The organism is Bacillus sp. RCC_6_1, from assembly GCF_041360755.1.
In the GTDB taxonomy this organism is placed as follows: domain Bacteria; phylum Bacillota; class Bacilli; order Bacillales; family Bacillaceae_G; genus Bacillus_A; species Bacillus_A cereus.
This window is the reverse complement of the sequence record NZ_JBFUPV010000002.1, coordinates 26,468-48,725: the sequence shown is the minus strand read 5'-3', so window position 1 is coordinate 48,725 and position 22,258 is coordinate 26,468. Positions and strand designations below refer to the sequence as shown.

Here is a 22,258-nt window from a genome sequence, read left to right as displayed (position 1 = left end):
ATGAAGCTATTTTTACGTGATCATTTTGCATTTTTCCTACTGTACGTTTTAAACTTCGGTATCATTTTCGTTCTTTATGATGCAGTAGATGGATTTCAAAACAATAAATTTTATTTCGTCGTTTTAAGTTTATATTTATTTATTTGTTTCCTCGCTTACCGTTACGTTCGCAATCGTAGAATGTACCATAGATTAAGCGAGCAACCAGAAAAAATGGAAGATGCGTTTATTGAAAGAGCAACTGCTCCGATGCCTCACGGTGTCAATGAACTCGTGCGTACGCAGTACCGCCTCTTCCAAAAAGAACTACAATCGTATGAAGTAAAACAACAAGAACATCAATTATTCATTAACCACTGGGTACATCAAATGAAGACACCTGTTTCTGTTATGCAGCTTATGGTGCTAGAAATGGAAGACGAGCATTTAATTCCAAAGTTTAAAAAAGAATTAGAGCGTCTAAACCAAGGGCTTGATATGGCTTTATACATGGCTAGGTTAAATAACTTCCATGAAGATTTCCATGTTGAGACGATTTCATTAAAAGATACGGTAACAAAAAATATTAACGGATTAAAAGAACTATTCATTCGTAATGGTGTCTTCCCTGTTTTAGAAGTCCATTCTGATTTAAAAGTTGCTTCTGATGCGAAATGGCTAAAATTTATCATCTATCAGTTAATGACAAATGCTGTTCGTTACTCTGGTGAGCGCGGAAAGAAAGTTTTCTTATCTGCTTACCGAAACGGAAAGGATATTATTTTAGAAGTTCGTGATGAAGGTGTTGGTATTCCGCAAGAAGATATTCGAAGAGTATTTGAACCATTTTACACTGGGAAAAACGGTCGCGCATTCGGAGAATCTACTGGTATGGGGCTTTATATTGTAAGTAAAATTTGTGATTATTTAGGTCACTCTGTCAAACTAGATTCTGAAGTTGGTAAAGGAACGACGATTAAAATCATCTTCCACAACGCTGCAAATAATCAAGCAGAACATACGGAGAAGGTGACCGAAGCATGATCGTAACATATGCAAGCAAAATGTATGAGAACACACTCTCATACATTTTTTGCAATACAACTACTTCTATATCTTCTAGCCGGAGGTATAATCTATGACATTTTGGCAATTTGCATTTAAAAACGTCACGCGCAACTCGAGAGCTTATTTTGCTTACTTTGTAAGTAGTTCCTTTTCCATTGCTGTGTTCTTTTCGTTTGCTGTTTACTTATTCCATCCGAAATTACAAAACTTTGACATGACCTCTGAAATTTCAGGATTAATGATATTTTCAGAGGTAGTAATTGTATTTTTCTCTTTCTTCTTTTTACTATATTCCATTGGTACTTTTTTAAAAGTTAGAAAAAAACAATTTGGTGTTTTGACCATTTTAGGAATATCGAGAAAACAATTACATCGTCTTGTTTTTATGGAGAATATGTTAATCGGGATTTTATCTATCTTTTTCGGCATGCAGTTTGGAGTTGTTTTTTCTCAATTTTTCTTATTAGTAACAGCCAAACTTACGCATGTTCCAGGAATATATTTATACGGTCCTACTAACGCGTTTATTTTAACAACCATTGTTTTCCTTAGTCTTTTTATCATTGTATCTGCATTCACACCAATGCTTATTCGTACAAAAAAAGCGGTACACCTTTTAAAAACAAATGGTGGAAAACAAAAAGAAAGAAAACCATCCATACTTGTTTCATTATTTGGTGCGATTTGTTTATTTAGTGGTTATGCGTTAGCTGGAAATCCTAAATATTTCGTATCAGTAAGCCCGCAAATCGGTGTTATATATATGGTTTCGAGTATTTTCGTTATCCCAATGCTTGTTACAATAGGAACATATTTTTTCTTTTCTCAAATTAGTTTCTTACTGATTTATATTTTAAAGAAAAGAAGAAGATTTTATATGAAACGGATTAATATGCTTTGGATTTCAGATTTAGCAAACCGTATTCGGACGAATATTAATATGCTTTTTATTGTAGCGATGCTCTCTACAATTGCTTTCACAATGATCACGTTCCTATATGGATTCGGGAAATTTATTAAGCTAGAGGTGAATAGAACTTCCCCTTTCCCAATTTCTTATTTCTCTTATGATGCGAACCCTTTTGTTACAGAGCATTTAAATTGGCTTGAGCACCAATTACAAAAAGAGCATTTCCCTTATCAAAAAATAAAAGCTGATATATATGAAACACCACTAAAAGAAGATAAAGATATAGCTATTTATAATGACGTATACGCAATTAAGCAAAGTGACTATAACAAACTTGCGAATTCTTTACGAATGAAACAACTATTTATGGATGATAACGAAGCATATGTGCTAACAGGGACATCTTATATCACCATATTCAACGAATTTGAGCAAAGCTACAATAGAGATTACATTACACTCTCTAGTACAAATACGAAATTAAGAGTTAAAGGCTATGAGCATGTAAACGCAATCCCATCTGACTTTTCATATCAAACGATAGTGTTGCCTGATGTTATCGTAAATAACTTACCTAACACCGTAAAACATATATCAGCATACAATTACAAAATTCAAAACTGGGAACAGACATATGAAATTGCTGATAATTTTATAAAAAAAGTGCAAAAAGATCGAAATAAATACCAGTATGAAGGGCCTCTTATTCGATCCTTTGAATCAGCAGGATCGTTATACAAAATAACATCAGGTAGTGCCGCGTACTTCCTAATCGGGACATTTTTAGGAGTTATTTTCTTCATTGGAGCTGGTAGCGTTCTTTACTTTAGAATGTATACGGATTTGACGAACGAACAAGAGAAATATATAACGATTTCTAAAATCGGTGTAACAGATACAGAGATGAAACGATCTGCAACCATTCAACTTAGTATTTTATTTTTCATTCCGTACATTATGGCATCCATTCATACAATGTTCGCAACAAAAATGCTACAAGATGTAATTGGTTTATCTCTGTTCAAAGAAGTTTCAGCCGTTCTTATTATTTTTGGATTCGTTGAAATCGTATTTTTCTTATTCATTCGTTCACTTTATATGCAAAAATTATCACATTACACGAGTGGACAAAATATTTAAAACAAACTTGATGAAAAGAGTATCTCTCATACTCTTTTCATCTTCACCCTATTAGGAGGTTTAGGTGAATGACATTTTGGCAGTTTGCATTTAAAAACGTCTCAAGAAACGCCAGAGCTTATTTCGCCTATTTTGTAAGCAGTGCGTTCTCCATCGCAATCTTTTTCTCATTTGCAGTTTATTTATTTCATCCTAAATTGCATATGACAGACGTGAATTTTTCTCTGAACATATTAATGACAATTTCAGAAGTTGTCATTGTGTTCTTTTCATTTTTCTTTTTACTGTATTCAATCGGGACGTTTTTAAAAGTACGAAAAAAACAGTTCGGGATTTTAACAGTGCTTGGCATATCTCAAAAACAATTAAAGCGACTCATATTTATAGAAAATATGTTAATTGGTGCTCTTTCTATATTTTTTGGCATTCAACTTGGACTTGTCTTTTCACAGTTCTTTTTGTTAGTTACCGCCAAAATTACACACGTACCTGGTTTATATTTATATCCGCCTACAAGTGCTATCGTTTTAACTATCATCATCTTTCTCGGCCTCTTCATTCTCGTATCATCTTTTACACCGATGCTCATTCGCACGAGAAAAGCCGTACGTCTTTTAAAAGAAGGAAAACAACAAAAAGAAAGAAAAGCATCCGTGCTCATCTCTCTATTTGGTGCGACCTGTTTAATATGTGGATATGCGTTAGCCGCAAATCCGCTGTATTTTATGTCGCTAGGTGACATAATTGGGCTTTTATATGCCGTCTCTAGTATATTTGTCATCCCATCGCTTATTGCAGCTGGAACATACTTTTTCTTTTCACAAATTAGTTTTTTACTTATTCGTATTTTAAAAACACGAAGAAAGTTTTATATGAAACGAATTAATATGCTTTGGATTTCTGATCTAGCATCACGTATTCGGACGAATATTAATATGCTCTTTATTGTGGCGATGTTATCGACGCTCGCTTTTACAATGATTACATTCTTATATGGCTTCGGGAAATTTACAAAGTTTGATGCGATTAGACAAAATCCTTTCCCGTTTACTTATTTATCGCATACTGAAAATACGTTAGCTGATGAACATTTAAACTGGTTAGAGCAGAAATTTAATGAAGAGCACTTTACTTATACAAAATTTAAAACAGATATATATGAAGTATCTTCAGCTGAAGATAACACGCAGCTCTATTATGCCATTAAACAAAGTGACTATAATGTACTTGCTAAAGCGTTAAATTGGGAAAAACTCACGGTAAATAAGAATGAATCTTATATTCTTATGAAAGACTTAGATGATCAAGTTATTGGAACACTTCACAATAAAGAACAGAAAAATACTCTTACACTTACTCAAAACAATTTACAACTACAAGTGAAAGAATATAAAAGTTATAGCCCATTCCCAAACAGCTTAATATACCAATTACTCATACTATCTGATGAAAATGTAGAAGCCTTATCCACCGTTTCCAAACAAATGAGTGTATATAACTTCAAAGTTACAGATTGGGAAAAAGCACATAATATCGGTTCATCGTTTATAACAAAAATCCATAACGATAATGCAGCAATTCAAGCAGAGCATCCACCTTTCCATGCAAGTGAAGCGAGCGATTCTCTATATAAGACAAAACTAAATGTCGCTTCGTTCTTCTTAATTGGTATTTTCCTAGGAGTTATTTTCTTTATCGGTGCTGGCAGTGTTCTTTACTTCCGGATGTATACAGATTTAACAAATGAACAAGAAAAATATATAACGATTACGAAAATCGGCTTAACTGAGACTGAAATGAAACGTTCAGCGACAATTCAGCTTGCGATTCTTTTCTTCGTACCTTACATTATGGCATCAATCCATACGATGTTTGCGACAAAGATGCTACAAGAAATATTACATCTCTCGTTCTTCGCTGAAATTACAGTCGTACTGTTGATTTTTGGAACAGTTGAAATTTTATTTTTCCTTTTAATTCGTTCCTTTTATATGCAAAAATTATCACAACACATTAAGTTTTAAAAAGTAGAAAGGTGATTACTATGGAAGAAGTATTACACATAAAAAACGTCTCAAAAGTATATGAGGGGAAAGTCCCTCATACTGCTTTAAAAAATATAAATTTACACGTGGATAAAGGGGAATTCGTTGCCATTATGGGACCATCTGGTAGCGGAAAATCTACATTTTTAAACGTTATCTCTACAATCGATTCTCCGACTTCTGGTGATGTCGTAATTAACGGAAAAAAACCGCACACATTTCGTAGAGAGAAGTTAGCTATTTTCCGAAGACAAGAGTTAGGATTTGTTTTCCAAAACTTTAACCTACTAGATACACTAACAATCGGTGAAAATATCGTACTACCTTTAACATTAGATAATGTTCCATTAAAAGAAATGGATGAAAAGCTTGATAACATTTCAAAAAAGCTTGGAATTGATCATATTTTGGACAAGCGTATTTTTGAAGTTTCTGGGGGGCAAGCACAGCGTACCGCAGTAGCACGTGCTGTTATTCATCACCCTTCTCTCTTACTAGCCGATGAACCGACAGGAAACTTAGATTCAAAAGCGGCAATTGACGTAATGGAGTTATTTACGAAATTAAATAAAGAAGAAGATGCAACGATTTTAATGGTTACGCACGATCCGTTTGCAGCAAGTTATTGTAACCGTGTTATTTTCATTAAAGATGGAGAGCTTTACAATGAACTACACCGCGGATTATATCGCGAGAAATTTTATCAAGAAATATTAGATGTTCTAGCGTTATTAGGAGGAAGACGTGGATGACATTTTGGCAATTCGCATTTAAAAATGTCTCACGTAATTCGAAAGCATATTTCGCCTACTTTGTAAGTAGTGCTTTTTCTATCATGGTTTTCTTTTCATTTACTGTATACGCGTATCATCCGCGCTTACAGAGTGTACAAAGCTTTCAAGAACGTGATCCTCTAATGAACTTAGCTAGTACAGCACAACTTGTGATCGTTATGTTCTCGTTCTTCTTTCTCTTATATTCAATTGGAACATTTTTAAATGTTCGGAAGCAGCAATTCGGGATACTCACTATTCTTGGTATCTCACAGAGACAATTAAAAAGATTGTTATTTACCGAAAACATGATAATTGGGATATTATCTATCTTTATCGGCATTCAAGGTGGACTTGTATTTTCTAACTTTTTCTTATTAGTCACTTCGAAATTAACAAGTGCGAAAGGTCTCTATTTATATTGGCCAACAGAAGCGATTATCGTTACAACCGTAACGTTTATCATTTTATTTTTAATCGTTTCTACATTTACACCAATGTTTATTCGTACTCGAAAGACAGCCCACCTCATTAAAGGGAACAAGAAAATGCCAGCTGAAAAAAGACCATCTATACTCATCTCTTTATTCGCTTTAATTTGTTTAGGGCTATGCTATTATATCGCTGGTTATCCGCGAGGCTACGTAACGGAAAAAAATGTGCAAAATGGATCTGTCTTTTTTATTATGTTATCTATTTTACCGCTCGTAATAGTCGGGACATATTTATTCTTTTCACAAACATTCCTTCTTTTCATCTATATTTTAAAGAAGCGCAGAAAGTTTTATTTGAAACAAATAAATATGTTATGGATTTCAGATTTAGTTTCTCGTACACGCAGTAATATTAATGTACTCTTTATTGTTTCTATGCTATCTGCACTTGCATTTACGATTATTATTGGATTATTCGCCGCTAATAACAATACGAAGGCATCAGTATTAGAGCGATATCCCGTTCCCTTCACGTATACATCAGAAGGTGACAATTCCCTTGAACAAAAGCATATTTCTACAATTGAAACGGAGCTTACAACTAATAATTTTCTTTACAAAAAATATAAGTTTACAGTATTAAAAGATACAGCTTCCAAAGAAGATATTATGCTTATGAAGATGAGTGATTATAACGCAATTGCTAAACAATTGAAAAGACCGGAAATAACAATTGATTCTACAGAAGTGTATATTATTTCTCGCCACTCACCAGAACTTCTCGATCTCGTATCTAATCCATTTGCAAAGCAAAATACGATTACACTTGGATCTAATAAAAAAGAATTTCATATTAAAGGGTTTATTAATAAGGGAATCGAACCATCATTTGCATTCCCTCATTTAGCTGTCGTACAAGATTATGTATTTGATAATATGATTCCTCATATTGAAACAACTGTAATCTATAACTATTTCGTAGAAAACTGGGAAAATGCAATCGTTCCAACAAAAAATATGTTACGTGTTATTAGTGGTGATGCACGTGAGTTCTACGAAAAGCATACTGAAGAGAACGCTCAAGTTCCTTTCTTCATACATACGGCTACGGATGAACTCATTTACGGTAAAGGAAATGCAGTTGCTCAATTTTTTATTTGGGCATTTCTCGGCTTTATTTTCTTTATCGGTGCGGCTAGTGTTCTATACTTCCGTATGTATAATGACTTAACAACTGAAAGACAAAAGTATATTACGATTACAAAGCTTGGCTTAACTGAATCAGAAATGTTTCGCTCTGCAACCATTCAATTAGGAATTTTATTTTTCGTTCCTTACATCGTTGCTGGTGTTCACACGTTATTTGCGGTTAAGTTTTTACAAAGCATGTTTTCTTTCTCATTACTAAAAGAGACATGTATCGTACTCACCTTTTTCGGGATTATCGAGATTATTTTCTTCTTCTTAATCCGCTCTCTGTACATTAATAAATTATCACAGCATATAAAAATATGAATAAAATGGCCTTGTGCATATTGCACAAGGCCATTTTCAATAGTTTTTAATAATTAGCAGCAATATCCGCCGTAGCCACCATATCCGTAGCCGCCGTAACCGCCATAACCACAACCGCCGCCTCCGCCGAAGCAGCTAGCACCGATGATAATTAATAAAATAAACAATACGATTAGAAGCGCAAAACCGCCTCCGCAACCATGTCTGCGGTTACAATCATCATGTCTGTGTTCACACTTTTCGCTCATTACCCTATTCCTCCTTTAGTATCATTCATAACAAGTTCACCTTGCTCTAAATGAGGGGATTCCATTTATATTATGTTTTCAGGGCGAATAGGAAGCTTGGCTTACCTAAAAACGGGCTTGTTTCAGAAAATGAGCCTTATCAAGATGTAGGTATAAAACATTTGACATACTAATAATTTCTTACTAATATTTAATTGAACGATCAATCAATTTTTTGATTATACATTCAAATTATATAAATCAGGAGTTGAATAGCGTGACTGATTCTTTTATTGCAGAGGCTAGGCGTGAACAAATTATTCTTGCATGTATTGATACATTAGAAGAGGTTGGATATAACAACTTGAGCTTAACGAAGGTGGCAAAAAAGGCTAAGATTAGTACCGGACTTATTTCTTATCATTTTAATGATAAGCTTTACCTTATGAACCGTACATTACAATTTTTAGTTGCCAAACAACATGAATTTATTAGTAATCGAGTACTATTAGCTCAATCTGAAATAAATAAACTAGAGGCTTTTATTGAAGCACACTTGGCTTATCAAGAAACTCATTACAAAAATAATATTGCCTTAATTGAGATTGTCTTTAATGCAAGAAATGAAGAGAACATTCCTTATTACAGAATCGAAGACGACGAAGAGGATGCTCTTAGAACGATGTTATTAGATATTTTGAAGACTGGACAACAAAATGGTGTGTTTTCTAACTCTTTTCAAACCGACACATTAGCTTCATTTATTTTAGGAGCAATCGAAGAAAGAATGTTGAAGGCAAATTCATCTATATCCATAGAAAATTACTCAGATGAGCTCATAAAAATGGTGAAAAAACTCACTATTTAAAACATGCCCTGGTTAAAAAATATATATAAGAAAGGATGAACTACACATGAAAAAGGCATCTGTCATTGGATTAGGTTTTTTAGAAAAGTTACTTGCTATAGTAAGTCCAATCCTTTTAGGCGTTATTGGATATTTTTCACCTAAATTAATAGAGATTATAAAAAAGATTCCTCTCTTTTCTGATTCAAAAATTATAGAACTTTTAAATTTTATTAATCCCTTCTGGCTTCCTATTATCCTCATGCTAATTGGTGTTATTGCAGGAATTTTATTTTCTTTAATTATTTATAGTGAAGCTTTAAAAATGAACATTACTTCGGAAAGCATTCACGTGAATAAGGACGATCAAAAGAAACAAATCACCAGATCAAATGTAAAAGCCGTTTTTGTAGATAAGCGTCAAGTGGTTATCATTGATCAAGAAGACCGAGAATGGTTACGTGAAACATCTGACATTACCCCAAGCAAAATTAAAGATACTTTCTTAATGCACGGCTTCCCCTGGGTGGAACAAGATCCTTATAAACATGAGTATAGCTTATGGAAATTAGAGGATGAGCGATTTAATAAAAGCATAAATACTATTTTGTATGAAAGACGAAATGCCCTTCGAGAAGGAAACTCGAAAAAAAAGAAGCATTTACGCAAAGATTTGAATGAGCTAGGAGTCTTTGTCAAAGACGATGGAGAAAATCAGTATGTCCGTTCTATTAAATAATAGGACAATAGAAAAAAGATATAAAAAGCACCTTGCCCTGTATATTTGTAAGTAACTACGATTAAAAAATAGCAAAACCCACAGAGAAATTGAATTTCTCCTGTGGGTTTTATTAATTAAAATGGGCTTTTCTCCCTAAAGAAACATATTCAACAAAAGAGCAAAACCAAATGCAATAAATGATAACAATGTCTCGAGTACCGTCCACGTTTTAAATGTTTCCTTCACCGTCAAACCTAAATACTCTTTTACAAGCCAGAACCCTGCATCATTTACGTGAGAAAACATTAATGATCCTGCACCGGTTGCAATAACTAGCAACTCTAAATTCACACCAGACATGTGCTGAATAACTGGTGAAACAATCCCTGCTGCTGTCGTTAATGCTACTGTAGCTGAACCTGTTGCAATTCGAATTAATCCAGCTACCATGAAAGCTAATACAATTGGTGATAACGAAATATGTTCTGCCATTTGCGCAATCGCCGTTCCAACGCCACTTTCAATTAATATTTGTTTAAATCCACCGCCTGCACCAATTATTAAAATAATAGAACCGACAGGCAATAAACTTTCATCTGTTAATTTTTTAATCATCTTTTTATTAATACCTTGTTTGATACCAAGTAAATAAAATGCTGCGAAACATGAAATAAGTAAGGCGATTACTGGACTCCCTATAAACACAAAAAATTCAGTCAATTTTTTCGGTAATGAAATATATGGTGCAACTACTGATAAAATCATCAATACAACTGGTAATAAAATAATAAAGAATGAAACTTTACGACTTGGCAAATCAGTTGATACTGTCGTAACTCGAACAAGCTCCGGTTCATTTTCAGGTATAACCCTCTTATGTACCCACTTTGCAAATATTGGGCCTGCGATAATGGCTGTTGGTAACGCGATAATTAATGAATATAAAAGTACCTTTCCTAAGTTCGCGTTATAAATACCGATTGCTGTCATCGCCCCTGGATGTGGTGGTACGAGCCCGTGAACAATAGATAATCCTGCAATGACAGGTAACGCAATTAATAATATATTTTGCTTCGTCGTTTTTCGAATTGAAATAACGAGTGGTAATAAAATGACAATCCCCACTTCAAAAAATACGGGAATCCCTATAACAAACCCTGCAAATAACATAGCCCAAGGTAATTTTTTTACGCCGAAAAATCGAATAAAGAAATCTGCAACTTGCATGCCTGCCCCTGAATCGGACATCATTTTTCCTAAAATTGTTCCAAGTGCTAAAATACCAACTAAATGCCCTAGTACACTACCAACACCAGTTTCATAGGCAGCCACTATTTTCGTTAAGTTCAGTCCAGACATAATAGCTAAAAATAAACTCGCAACTGTTAAACTAATAAATGCATGCCATTTCCACCATGATACCCCTAAAATAACAATTGTGATCGCAAGTAACGTGACGATTAATAAGTATATATCCATCTCTCATTCCCCTTATTTTTATCCCGATTGGTGTGAGCTAATAATTAGTGGATGATGCCCTCCTCCACTAATTAAAGTTTTACTTTATAAAAAAAGAGGGAACATCCCCTCTTTTTTATACGTCATAATTCACTACATAATGCTGCATCTCTGTATTGTAGTAGCCTTCGCTATATTCAATTACTTCGCCAACTTCATCGTAAGAATAACGCATACGTTTTAATAGCGCTGTCCCCTCTTTTTCACCTAGCGCTTCTGCAACGAAACTAGGCGCGAGTCCAACAGCGAATTCATCTCTGAAGTTTTCTAAGTGAATGCCTCGGTCTTCAACTAAATCATAAAGCGATTGCAAGTCAAAGTCCGATAAATCTGTACTTGCCATTCCTGCTGAGAAATAGTGCGTATAATGAATGTAAGGTGCATCATTTAACGTATATAAACGTTCAATACGAAAACTCTCCTTGCCGAATAATCGAAATGGCACCGTTCCTTCTTCATTATGAACGATTTCTGCTTTTAGCAATTTCTTTTGTACTTTATATCCTTCTTCCACTAACACTTCTGTAAATTTCTTACCTTTTGACAACTTTGTCGCAGAAGTATTACGGATAACTTTCGTTCCTTTACCGCTTTTCTTTTCTAAATATCCTTCTTGAGCGAGTTCTTTAATTGCATTACGCACTGTAATTTTGCTCACTTTGAACTCTTCTTCTAACTGCGGTTCAGAAGGAATATTCGTATGAATCGCATATACACCATGCAATATTCGATCACGAATAATATTTTTTATTTGTAAATATAATGGTCCTTTTTTCCTCGTTACGTTCACCGTTACACCCACTACCTTTCTACATCACCTACTGATGCCGTCATTGCCCGAAGTATATCCTTCTCTGATGACATGGGCGTATCACCGACGATTGTATGTGCAAGCATTCCAGCTGCTGACGCAAATGAAACAGCTTTCTCTGGTGCAAACTCTTCTATCTCGCCATGAATAATCCCGCTCGTATAAGCATCTCCAGCACCTATTCTATCATATACAGAAAACGCAAGTGTTTTTGCAAAAGTGAACGCACCATCTTTACATATAAACCCGCGTAGCGAGTGTGTATTATCACTATTAATAGAGCGATGTGTACCAGCGATTGTAGCGATATGATATGTTTCAGCAACCTTTGGAATAAGATCAACAAGTTGCGCCTCTCGCTCTGTCTCTTCTGTTTTCATTCCAAGAACGAACATTGCATCTTTTTCGTTCATCATAACGATATCAGCAAGTCCCAGCATTTCTTCATAATGCGGTTTTGCCTGTTCATATCCGTCTTCTCCCCAAAGTGATGGACGATAATTACAATCAAAAACGACGGTTCCTCCGTTTTCTTTAACTGCTCTCGCTAAAGACTTCATATGATGGCGCACCGTATCATTCATCGCAAGTGTAATACCGCAAAAATGAACGATATCAATTTCCTTAGCAATTTCTTCAAATTGGTACATCTCTTCAGACGCCGTATTGAAGCTACTTTCTAGTCGATTCGAATACGTAACGCGGCTTGCACGTGCACCGAATCCATTTTCTAAAAAATACATACCTACATATTTACCGCCTCTTGAAACAAGAGAAGTTTGAATCCCTAACTTTTGAATGTAAGATACAGCTGCCTCTCCAACCGAATTTTCCGGTAAAGTTGAAATAAGAAGCCCTTCATGCCCTAAGTGAGAAAGTGCCGCTGCAACGTTCACACCTGTACCTGAAAATGAGTAATTTAACGTGTTAGCTTGCGACAACAATTCATATCCAGGTACTTGCATGCGCATCATTACTTCGCCAAACGCTGCAATTTTCTTACGCATATTGATCAACTAGCTTCTTCACGACTGCTAATAATTCACGAACATCTTCTACTTTCGTGTTACCAGTTTCTTTATCAATAATAGAAGAGTACACGTGCGGGATAACTTGCTCTACGTTTGCTTCAAGCGCAATACGTACAATTGTTTCGAAGTTTTCTTTATCAATTCCGCCTGTTGGCTCTAATGCAAATCCTTCTTCTGCACAAGCCTTCGCAACTGCGCGATATTCTTCCTCATGAGCTAAACCTTTCATTGGGAAGTATTTCAATGAATTTCCGCCCATATCACGTACAAGTGCAATTGCTGTTTTAATTGGAACGATTGCTTTTTCTTCTCCAGCTGCGCTAATTGGACCAGTAGAAATATTTACGTAACCCACTTTTCCTGTTGGGGATACTAAACTATTAATCCAGCTATCTTTTTCGCCAAGATTTGCACGTGTCGCTCCAACTGAAGGGAACACTTGGTTAATATGGCTGCCAGGATAATGCTTCGCAATCTCAGCTACAACTGCCGCTTGGCGATTATCTCCTGCTCCTAGTCCGATTGATACAGCGTCATCAATTTCTTTTCCGTATGCTTTCATCGCTGTAACGGCTTCTTCTACTGTTGGGTAGTCTTTTGATAATACCCCCACTACTACATACCCTTCTGCTGCTTCAAAAATATCTTTCGCATTTCGGGTATTGTTCGCTAATACATTTAATGCTACGCGGCCTTTATAAAAACGTTTTTGAATATTTGTCATTTTAGTTTCCCCCTACAATTTCTCTCAATTTTTCTTCAATTACATGTATGTCATCACCTTGAAGTGGACGTGGATCAATATCAAAGAATCCTTGTCTTACTCCGTAATCACGTGTATAGATTGCGATTTCCCCTTCGCGTAATGCTGTCACAACGTCTTTTGCCGATTTATTTAACTCTTTTTCGCTAATATGAATACGTGCTCTAAAGATTGCTCTTCCAGCTTCATCTTGAACGATCGTTACATTTACACCTTTTAATTCTTTTAGCGGCATAAGTACTTGTAGCAATTCTTTTTCTTGCTCACTTTTATCTTCTTTTACGCCGTACTCATCAAGCGCTTGAAGTAAGCCGAAAGTTGTTTCTTTCCCAACTTTCATACTTCTTCCGATGCAATGTAATTGCACTTTCAGCCATTCGATATATTTTCGTTTACCGCCAACAATACCAGAAGTAGGTCCTTCAATTGCCTTTGAACCACTATAAATGGCAAGGTCTGAATACTTCACATATTTTTGAATGTCTTCTTCAGCTGCCGCATCAACGATAAGTGGTACGTTATTTCGCTGCGCTACTTCCCATGCTTCTTCAACAGAAATCATATTTTTTTGCACTGCATGATGTGATTTCACATACAGAATCGCTGCTGTATTTTCACCAATTGCATCTTCAATATGCTCTGCTTTCCCTTCATTTGCGTAACCCACTTCAACAAGCTTACCGCCGCCTAAATAAATCATCGTTTCAACTGGAGCACCGTATTGAACGTTATGACCTTTTAACATAATTACTTCGTTTTTCGCGATTACTTCTTGATGAAGTCTTTCACTTTTACGGCGATTTCCTTCCGTCACGATACCAGCGATAGAAAGCGCAATGCCACTCGATGCTGAGTTCACAACGACCGCTGCCTCTGAATCTAGAATTCTCGCAATATGGTCTCCCGCTTTATCTACTAAATCAGCAATTTCCACATAATTTTGTCCACCATGTTTCATCGCATCCATAACTGTATCTGTAGGAGCGGATACACCTAAAATACTCATTCTACCGCTCGCATTAATTACTCTTTTTAATCCGTACTTAGCATTCAATGAATGACCCATTGATTACAACCCCTTTCGTATCAATCCTTCTTTCAGCAATGCGCTGATCCCCTTCTGAATCAATTAACGTAACCTTCTCATCTTTCACTGTAAATAAAGTTAAGTTTGCAATATCTCCTTCTTGAATGCGGCCAAGCTCTGGTTTTTTCAGCCACTCTGCTGCATTTTTCGTAACCGCGTCAATTACTTCTTCTAGCGGATAACCTAAGTAAAGGAATTTCGAAAGAACGTGAGCCATACTATACACGGGACCGTGTATACGATTCTTCCGGTAAATATCTGTACTAATTGTATTAAAAGCAATACCGTGATGCTTCGCCGCCTCTGCTACTTTAAAAGAAAAACTAGCATTACCGTGACCAACATCTAAATGAACACCACGATTCACTGCATCTAGTAATACAGGTAGCGGTTTGCCTTCTTCATCGAATAAATTATTTTCTTTCCCGTTTAAGTAATGTGTAATGACATCATCTTTTTCTAAAAGAGGTACAACTTCCTCAATGCGAGGAGGCGCTGAACCGATATGTACCATAATTGGTAATGATGTTTCACGAGATAAAGAGCGTGCAACATGAAGCGGTTCAATTCCGCTATCACAAACGACACTTTTACTCATTCTCGCCTTTAACCCAACGATTACATCTTTATACTTTTCTACTGCTTCTATTACTTTCTCTTTATCTATCCATTCCATATTGGATAATTCATCGATTCGTTTCAAACCGATACGAGAAATATTTAAAAAGGCAAATAAATTCGTTTTTGCCTGCTCTCTACTTTTTACTAAATCTGCAATACGATCAGTACCGCAGCTACCCGCATCAACAATTGTCGTTACCCCTTGCTTAACGCCAATTTCATCCACCTCATCGCCATACGGATCAAACTCCGGAAAAGCATGAACATGTAAATCAATCCAACCACTCGATACGTAAGTACCAGAGTAATCAAGAACCTTTCCACCCTCGCCAGCACCAGCTTTCGTCACCTGTGCGATTTTATTATTTTCAATTACAATGTCAATCTCTTCCCCGTTCACACGTTTTACATTACGTAGTACGAATCGTTCTGTCATTGTACTTCCACCCTTTTCTATAAGAAGCCATAAGAATACGCTTACATTAAAGTTTCATTTTATATGTCTTTCACACGTTTAGCGTAACACAAAAAAAGGGAGAAGTAAATATAACGTTATAATGTTTGAAAGTGAATAAAAAGATGCTCCTCCAAAATGGTAATAGTATAGGAAATTATATCAACGATTTTTTGAATATATCTATCATAACTTACAATATATCAACGATTTTTCAATTATATCTATCATAACTTATAATATATCAACGATTCGACAAGGAATATCGATTTACCGACAAGAAACGTCAATTCCTTTCTTATATAAGAAAAGGCTGTCCCAAATGGCACAGCCTTCTTCTCTATTCCTGAACCGTCACAATAACCCCATCCATATTGTTCCCGGAAATTTCATACTGCTTGTTTGCTGGAACGTTCACTTTCGTATTCTCAGAAACTTTATAATAAGAAACAGTATATTTCTTACCTTCTACTTCAGTTGAAACCTCTTTTTCCTCTTTTAAAAACTCTAAATATTCCTCTAGTGTGAAATTCTTTTTTTGCATAATTGCGCTATGAGGTAGGCCAACATAACGGATATGCCATGGCTCATATTGAATTCCAGTAATGTTACTTTTATTTTTCGGATAACGTAATACAAAGCCATGCTTCCATACGTTCTCTTCGATCCATTTTCCTTCAGGCGCTTTCTCCATCTTCTTTTGCGTTGATCCAACGTCTAGTGATAATCCTAAATTATGTTCACTATATCCTGCTGGAAGCGCGTAATCAGATCCCATTTCTTTATATAATTTACTTTGTTCTTTAAAATCTCGATACCCACTACTCATTAAGAAATGCTGTACGCCATCTTTTCCAGCCGCATCGACAACGTTCAAAAACTTTTTTACAACATACTTTGATAAACAAAGATTTCTATCAAATATTACGTAGCCTCTTACTAATTCACTATTATGATTTACATTTATAATATCAGACCTAATACTATCTTTTTTTACTGGATAATCCCTATTAACTAATAATAAATCACCCTTATAAATTTGTTCCTTCGTAATCTCTTTCCTCTCGGTATTTGCCGCCTTTACTAGCTCATCTTTTCCGACAATTTTAACATCGATTTCCTTTTGAAATAACGGTGATATATAAAAGCCTACACATACTGTGCATGCTATAAAAAAAGAAATAAATACCCACTTTTTCATTTCTAGTTCCTCCTTAACGTAACTTACGTATAGAATAGAAAAAACTATTAAAATAAAAAGTGGGGTAAAGTTTAAATTTTTATTAAATTGTTAAGTTCTCTTCTTTTGGCAATCGCACTTCAAATATTGTTCTAACTACATTACTTTCAGCAGAAATCGTCCCGTCATGCTGCTCAACAATATTTTTCGCAATAAATAGCCCAAGGCCTGTACCACCTTGCTGCTCTGATCTTGCCTTATCACCTGTATAAAACATATCAAAAAGATACGGTAAATCTTCTTCTGGAATGCTGTCTCCATAATTCATAACTTGTACGACAACTTCTCCATTATCGATATACCCATTCAGATCAACAAATTGCCCATCATATCCGTATCGAACGGCATTTGTTAACAAGTTTTCAAATACTCTAGCTAACAATTTTCCATCACCGTTAATTGGCAAATGAGGATCAATATTCAACCTAGCTTGTAAATGATGTTTCTCTAATAAAGGATACAATTCCTCATCTAACTGTATAAGTAGTTCACTTATATCAATCGGCTTTTTATCCAGCTTTAGCATGCCATAATTCATACGTGTAATTTCAAATAACTCATCGATTAAACTTTCGAGCCTTTGCGATTTCGTATATGCAATCGTGGAAAAATGTTTAATTTGTTCTTTTGTTAAATTCTCATCTTTAAGAATTAAATCTAAATACCCTAACACGGATGTTAATGGTGTCCTTAGATCATGAGCTAAATTCACAACGAGCTGGTCTTTACTACTTTCAGCAAAGTCTCCTCTTTCCACCGCTTCTTTTAACTTTTCACTCGCAACATTTATTTCACGTGCGATATCTCCAAACTCATCGTTTGATGAAACTTGAACTTTATTCGTAAAGTTACCGTTCGCAAGATGATGAATCCCGTTAGAAATCTCACTAAAATACTTTAAATACGGTTTTGTCAAAAAGAAGAAAAAGATAATAGATAACGGAATAAAGAAAATTAAAAAGAAGTTAATGTCTCCAACTTCCCTTACCACTGACCTAAATTGCGCTAAAGGCTCTTCGTAGCGAACCATCGTTTTATAATACAGCTGCAATCCTTTATAAATTATATAAGTTACAGTTGCTGCAAGCACCATACTTAACGCAAATAAGGCAATCATTTTAAATCGAAAACTTTTCATCATATTAGCCATTGAAAGTATAACCTACTCCCCACACTGTTTTTATTAATTTATCCTTTCTTTTATCTTCCCCAAGCTTTTTCCGCAACGTACGAATATGTACCATAACTGTATTTCCGCCTTCATAATAATCATCTGCCCATACTTGCTGAAAAATATTTTCCACATTATACACTTTCTTCGGATGGCTCGCTAATAAATATAAAATATCAAACTCTTTCGGTGTTAACTCAATTTGCTCTCCATAGACGTTCACTGTTCTTCGCTCAGGATCAATAATAACTCCGCCTATCTCTAAAGCAGATTTATTCTCCGCTACTTTCGGCTGATTTAATGTAAGAAACCTACGTAATTGTGCATTTACACGCGCAACTAATTCAATCGGTGTAAAAGGTTTCGTCATATAATCATCTGCACCTAATACAAGACCTGTCACCTTATCAAAGTCCGAAGTTTTCGCACTTAAGAAAATGATTGGCATATGGTGCTTCGCGCGAATTTGACGCGTCACCTCATACCCATCCATTTTCGGCATCATAATATCTAAAACCACTAAGTCGATTGGCTGCGTTTCAATAATATGAACAGCCTCTTCCCCGTCTGCTGCCTTCACGACGTGGTACCCTTCTTTTTCTAAATGTATCTCAATTAAATCAGCAATTTCTGCCTCATCATCCACTATTAAAATTGAAATGCGCTTCATTTTACTCCCCCTTTTATACGCTCGATTGTAAACTAGTCTATCCAATTTGTACAATACGAAAAGGTTACCCATTAGAGTAACCTTTGTAAATAAAATTATATCAGCGATTTTCCAAATATATCGACCGTAACTCGCATTATATCAGCGATTATTGAAATATATCGACTTACCGACAATTAACAACGAAATTCGCCCGCTACTTTAAAGACTCAAGTTACCGCTCCAAAACAATTCGCTGTTTCGTGATCTCCGCCAACCTTCCGCGGTCTACTTCATACTCAGCTTCAACACTTTGCGGCACCATAACTTTTCCGCCCTTAAGCGTCACTTCCGGCGAAATAATATCCTGCTCCCAATGTCTGCTAGAAGCAGATATATCGCCTGGAATCGTAAAGTTCGGCAATGAGGCAAGCGCAACATTTTGTGCTCTTGAAATCCCCATCTCCACCATACCGCCGCACCAAACGGGTATGTTGTGCTCCATGCAATAATTATGGATTTGAACCGATTCTGTTAATCCGCCCACTCGCCCTGGTTTAATGTTCACAATTTGGCAGCTACCAAGGGTAATCGCAACGCGTGCATCTTCTAAACTATGAATACTTTCATCTAAACAAATCGGCGTTTCAATTTTCTTTTGCAACTCCGCGTGATCAAGAAAATCATAATCGGCTAACGGTTGTTCAATCATCATTAATTGGAATTCATCTAGTCGTTTCAGCCTCTCCGTATCCCCTAATGTATATGCTGAATTTGCATCTGCCATTAGCGGGATATGCGGAAACTCTTTTCGAATCTCTTTCAATAATTCGTAATCATGCTCTGGCTTTATTTTCACTTTAAAACGCTCGTATCCTTCTTCTGCGTACTTCTCGATTTGTTTTAACATAACCGGAATCGTATTGATCCCAATTACAACGCCGACTTCAATTTCAGACTTCGTTCCGCCAAGCACTGTCGCTAACGATTTCTTTTGACACTTCGCATATAAATCCCAAACAGCCCCTTCAATTCCGGCCTTTGCCATTCGGTTTCTTTTTATATGTTGAAATAGACCCGGTACCTCATTCGGATGAGAAATTTCAGCCTTTAATAAATCAGGTATTAAAAAGTCTTGCAGTACATGCAGCGCCGTCTTCACCGTTTCTTCCGTATACCACGGTTCAGAGAACGCAACGACTTCGCCAAATCCAATGTACCCGTCCGTATCCTCTAATTTAATAACGATGCTCTCACGCTTCTCATACGTTCCGTAGCTTGCAGCAAACGGGATTACGAGTGGCATTTCTGTTATATGAAGTGTCGCTTTTTTTATTTCCACCTACATCTGCTACTAAAAATATAGACAAATGTATATTCTTAGAGTATTCCTGCTTCTACGTGCCCTGCCTCGCTAATCACTTGCTACTACAGTTTGCTGTGACACTCCACAGGCGTAAATTCCGATGTAGCCCACCGTACATATATACAATCTATTTACGTTAGTATTGTATATTTTTTTGCTTGTAAAAGGTTGATAGATGCATTTAAATCTCTATCCATTACATTTCCACAATCACATGTATATACTCGGTCAGACAGCTTTAAATCCGACTTTTTTTGACCGCAACATGAACATATTTTAGAAGATGGATAGAATCTGTCCACTTGCCGTAGTTCAATTCCATATTCCCTACATTTCGTTGATAACCATGTTTTAAAAGCATAAAAACATTGTTGCGCTACAGCTTTAGATAGATGTTTGTTCTTCATCATACCTTTCACATTCAAATCTTCTACTGTAATAAACATTGGCTTGGTTTTCACCACATCATTTACAATAGACTTTACATACGCTAATCGAATATTTGCTAGCCTAGCATGTAGCTGTTGCACCCTAAGAATATTTTTGTTTATATTCGCTCTTTTATTAGTAACAGGTTGTTCACCTCTCTTTCTTATATTTTCAAATTTGCGTGATAAAGAGCGTTGTTCACGTTTTAACCGTTTTTCTATCTTTTTTACTTGTACTGTTTTATTTATATTTTTGTGAGTTTTTCCATCGCTACGTACAGCGAAGTCTTTAATTCCCAAATCAATTCCTATACCTACTGCATTGAGAATTGAATTTGGTTTTACCTCTTTCACTTCACAGAGTATAGACACATAGTATCTTCCTGCTCTTTGATATACTGTACCACTTTTTACAGTTGTATTTTTTGAAATATATCCATACTCTTTTAACCTTATCCAACCAATTGTAGGGACTTTTACTCTATGTCTTTCTACTGTCCAATCTGTTTTGTTGTTTTTCGGAAAGTAGCACTTCACATCTTGCTTCTTCTTTTTTTTATATCGTGGAAACTTAGATAAACCTTTAAAAAATCGCTTAAAAGCTTTATCTCCATTCATAATCGCTTGTTTTACCGCTTTGCTCGACACTTCTTTAATCCACTGGTCACACTCTTTTGTATGAATGTTGTTTAACCATTTAGAAAAGTCATAGCCACTAAGAAATTTCCCATCCGACTCATATGCCTCTTTATTTTTAGAGATATACAGGTTATATACATATCGACACACCCCAATAGTTTGACGGATTTTACTAACTTGTTCAGTTGTCGGTTTGATTTCTATTAAATATGCTCTTTTCATAAATCTTCATCCTCCGACATTTTCTTTTTGTATTTTCTCAACCCATATATTCTACCGCTAAATACATGAATGATAGATATTAAATCCTGCACAAGTTCTTCTTGAGGAGATAGTTTTTCATTGTTAACAATCATAATTTCCACTCCCATTTTACGAAGAAACTTTTCAAACCACTCATATCCAAAACGTACAAATCTATCTTTGTGTGCAATGATGATAGTCGAAATATTTCTTTCCATACAACTGTCAATCAGGTTATTCCACTGTTTTCTTTTGTAGTTTAATCCGCTACCAATATCTTTGATAACTTCATCTACAATCATCCCTCGTGCATTTGCGAATGTTTTTAAAAACTCAACCTGATTTTCTAAATCATCTTTCTGACCTGGATTTGATACTCTTGTGTAAATAACTACTTTGCCTACTTTATTTTCTTCTTGAATACCCATATATTCCTTATACTGTTCTTCTGTATAGTATCATCTTCCTTTTTGGTTTCGGTAAGCAGTTAAAACACCTTGATTGTCCCACCTTTGCAATGTCTTAACAGAGACATTAAGCATTTCTGAAAATTCTTTTGGTTTATATTGTTTCATAAT

General features: G+C 35.6%; 19 protein-coding genes and 1 pseudogene. 7 read left to right on the top strand and 13 right to left on the bottom strand.

Going from position 1 to position 22,258, the window contains the following annotated elements:
- The 5 genes from AB6801_RS06260 (at position 1) to AB6801_RS06240 (ending at position 7,864) form a co-directional block, all read left to right on the top strand.
- Positions 1-1,023, top strand: coding sequence for a sensor histidine kinase (locus tag AB6801_RS06260; protein WP_000765341.1), 1,023 nt, complete (start codon positions 1-3; stop codon positions 1,021-1,023).
- Positions 1,024-1,117: 94 nt separating this feature from the next.
- Positions 1,118-3,097 carry an ABC transporter permease gene (locus tag AB6801_RS06255; RefSeq protein WP_087948468.1) on the top strand — a complete coding sequence of 660 codons (1,980 nt, stop codon included), beginning with the start codon at positions 1,118-1,120 and terminating at the stop codon, positions 3,095-3,097.
- A 68-nt stretch (positions 3,098-3,165) separates the two neighbouring features.
- Positions 3,166-5,121 (top strand): FtsX-like permease family protein, encoded by a 1,956-nt coding sequence (locus AB6801_RS06250; RefSeq protein WP_370941040.1) that lies wholly within the window; start codon positions 3,166-3,168, stop codon positions 5,119-5,121.
- 20 nt (positions 5,122-5,141) lie between these two features.
- Positions 5,142-5,894, top strand: coding sequence for an ABC transporter ATP-binding protein (locus AB6801_RS06245; RefSeq protein WP_000393250.1), 753 nt, complete (start codon positions 5,142-5,144; stop codon positions 5,892-5,894).
- Complete coding sequence (locus AB6801_RS06240) at positions 5,891-7,864, top strand: FtsX-like permease family protein (protein ID WP_000144954.1); 1,974 nt, start codon at positions 5,891-5,893, stop codon at positions 7,862-7,864. Before AB6801_RS06245 ends, AB6801_RS06240 begins: the two co-directional genes overlap by 4 nt.
- Positions 7,865-7,917: 53 nt before the next feature.
- Here the strand turns inward: AB6801_RS06240 and AB6801_RS06235 are convergent, their stop codons facing one another.
- Positions 7,918-8,112, bottom strand: coding sequence for a YjcZ family sporulation protein (locus AB6801_RS06235; protein ID WP_001290395.1), 195 nt, complete (start codon positions 8,110-8,112; stop codon positions 7,918-7,920).
- 256 nt (positions 8,113-8,368) lie between these two features.
- Here AB6801_RS06235 and AB6801_RS06230 point away from each other — a divergent pair, with 256 nt between their 5' ends.
- Positions 8,369-8,959 (top strand): TetR/AcrR family transcriptional regulator, encoded by a 591-nt coding sequence (locus AB6801_RS06230; protein ID WP_000132246.1) that lies wholly within the window; start codon positions 8,369-8,371, stop codon positions 8,957-8,959.
- Positions 8,960-9,005: 46 nt separating this feature from the next.
- Entirely contained in the window at positions 9,006-9,677 is a 672-nt protein-coding gene (locus AB6801_RS06225) for a YqeB family protein (RefSeq protein WP_087948466.1), read from the top strand.
- 135 nt (positions 9,678-9,812) lie between these two features.
- Here AB6801_RS06225 and gntP read toward each other — a convergent pair whose 3' ends face one another.
- The 12 genes and pseudogenes from gntP to AB6801_RS06165 form a co-directional block, all read right to left on the bottom strand.
- Complete coding sequence (gntP, locus tag AB6801_RS06220) at positions 9,813-11,138, bottom strand: gluconate permease GntP (protein WP_000356187.1); 1,326 nt, start codon at positions 11,136-11,138, stop codon at positions 9,813-9,815.
- Positions 11,139-11,253: 115 nt separating this feature from the next.
- Entirely contained in the window at positions 11,254-11,979 is a 726-nt protein-coding gene (locus AB6801_RS06215; RefSeq protein ID WP_000539261.1) for a GntR family transcriptional regulator, read from the bottom strand.
- A complete protein-coding gene (locus AB6801_RS06210; protein WP_001227523.1) occupies positions 11,979-12,995 on the bottom strand; it encodes a sugar kinase in 1,017 nt (338 codons plus the stop codon). The genes AB6801_RS06215 and AB6801_RS06210 overlap by 1 nt, the downstream gene beginning before the upstream one ends.
- On the bottom strand, positions 12,988-13,743 hold the full coding sequence (dagF, locus tag AB6801_RS06205) for a 2-dehydro-3-deoxy-phosphogluconate aldolase (RefSeq protein ID WP_000181937.1): 756 nt from the start codon (positions 13,741-13,743) through the stop codon (positions 12,988-12,990). The genes AB6801_RS06210 and dagF overlap by 8 nt, the downstream gene beginning before the upstream one ends.
- A gap of 1 nt (position 13,744) precedes the next feature.
- Positions 13,745-14,848 carry a DgaE family pyridoxal phosphate-dependent ammonia lyase gene (locus tag AB6801_RS06200; RefSeq protein WP_000510107.1) on the bottom strand — a complete coding sequence of 368 codons (1,104 nt, stop codon included), beginning with the start codon at positions 14,846-14,848 and terminating at the stop codon, positions 13,745-13,747.
- Positions 14,826-15,926 carry an amidohydrolase/deacetylase family metallohydrolase gene (locus AB6801_RS06195; RefSeq protein ID WP_087948465.1) on the bottom strand — a complete coding sequence of 367 codons (1,101 nt, stop codon included), beginning with the start codon at positions 15,924-15,926 and terminating at the stop codon, positions 14,826-14,828. The genes AB6801_RS06200 and AB6801_RS06195 overlap by 23 nt, the downstream gene beginning before the upstream one ends.
- Before the next feature lie 358 nt (positions 15,927-16,284).
- Positions 16,285-17,145, bottom strand: a complete 861-nt coding sequence (locus AB6801_RS06190) for a M15 family metallopeptidase (RefSeq protein WP_065702974.1) — start codon at positions 17,143-17,145, stop codon at positions 16,285-16,287.
- Positions 17,146-17,227: 82 nt separating this feature from the next.
- A complete protein-coding gene (locus AB6801_RS06185) occupies positions 17,228-18,334 on the bottom strand; it encodes a sensor histidine kinase (protein ID WP_087948464.1) in 1,107 nt (368 codons plus the stop codon).
- Positions 18,327-19,025 carry a response regulator transcription factor gene (locus AB6801_RS06180; protein ID WP_000822516.1) on the bottom strand — a complete coding sequence of 233 codons (699 nt, stop codon included), beginning with the start codon at positions 19,023-19,025 and terminating at the stop codon, positions 18,327-18,329. The genes AB6801_RS06185 and AB6801_RS06180 overlap by 8 nt, the downstream gene beginning before the upstream one ends.
- A gap of 214 nt (positions 19,026-19,239) precedes the next feature.
- Positions 19,240-20,346 carry an o-succinylbenzoate synthase gene (gene menC / locus AB6801_RS06175; protein WP_065702970.1) on the bottom strand — a complete coding sequence of 369 codons (1,107 nt, stop codon included), beginning with the start codon at positions 20,344-20,346 and terminating at the stop codon, positions 19,240-19,242.
- Positions 20,347-20,501: 155 nt separating this feature from the next.
- On the bottom strand, positions 20,502-21,659 hold the full coding sequence (locus AB6801_RS06170) for an RNA-guided endonuclease InsQ/TnpB family protein (RefSeq protein ID WP_000817282.1): 1,158 nt from the start codon (positions 21,657-21,659) through the stop codon (positions 20,502-20,504).
- Positions 21,656-22,255, bottom strand: a pseudogene (locus tag AB6801_RS06165) (IS607 family transposase). The gene AB6801_RS06170 and the pseudogene AB6801_RS06165 overlap by 4 nt, the downstream one beginning before the upstream one ends.
- Between the last annotated feature and the right edge of the window lie 3 nt (positions 22,256-22,258).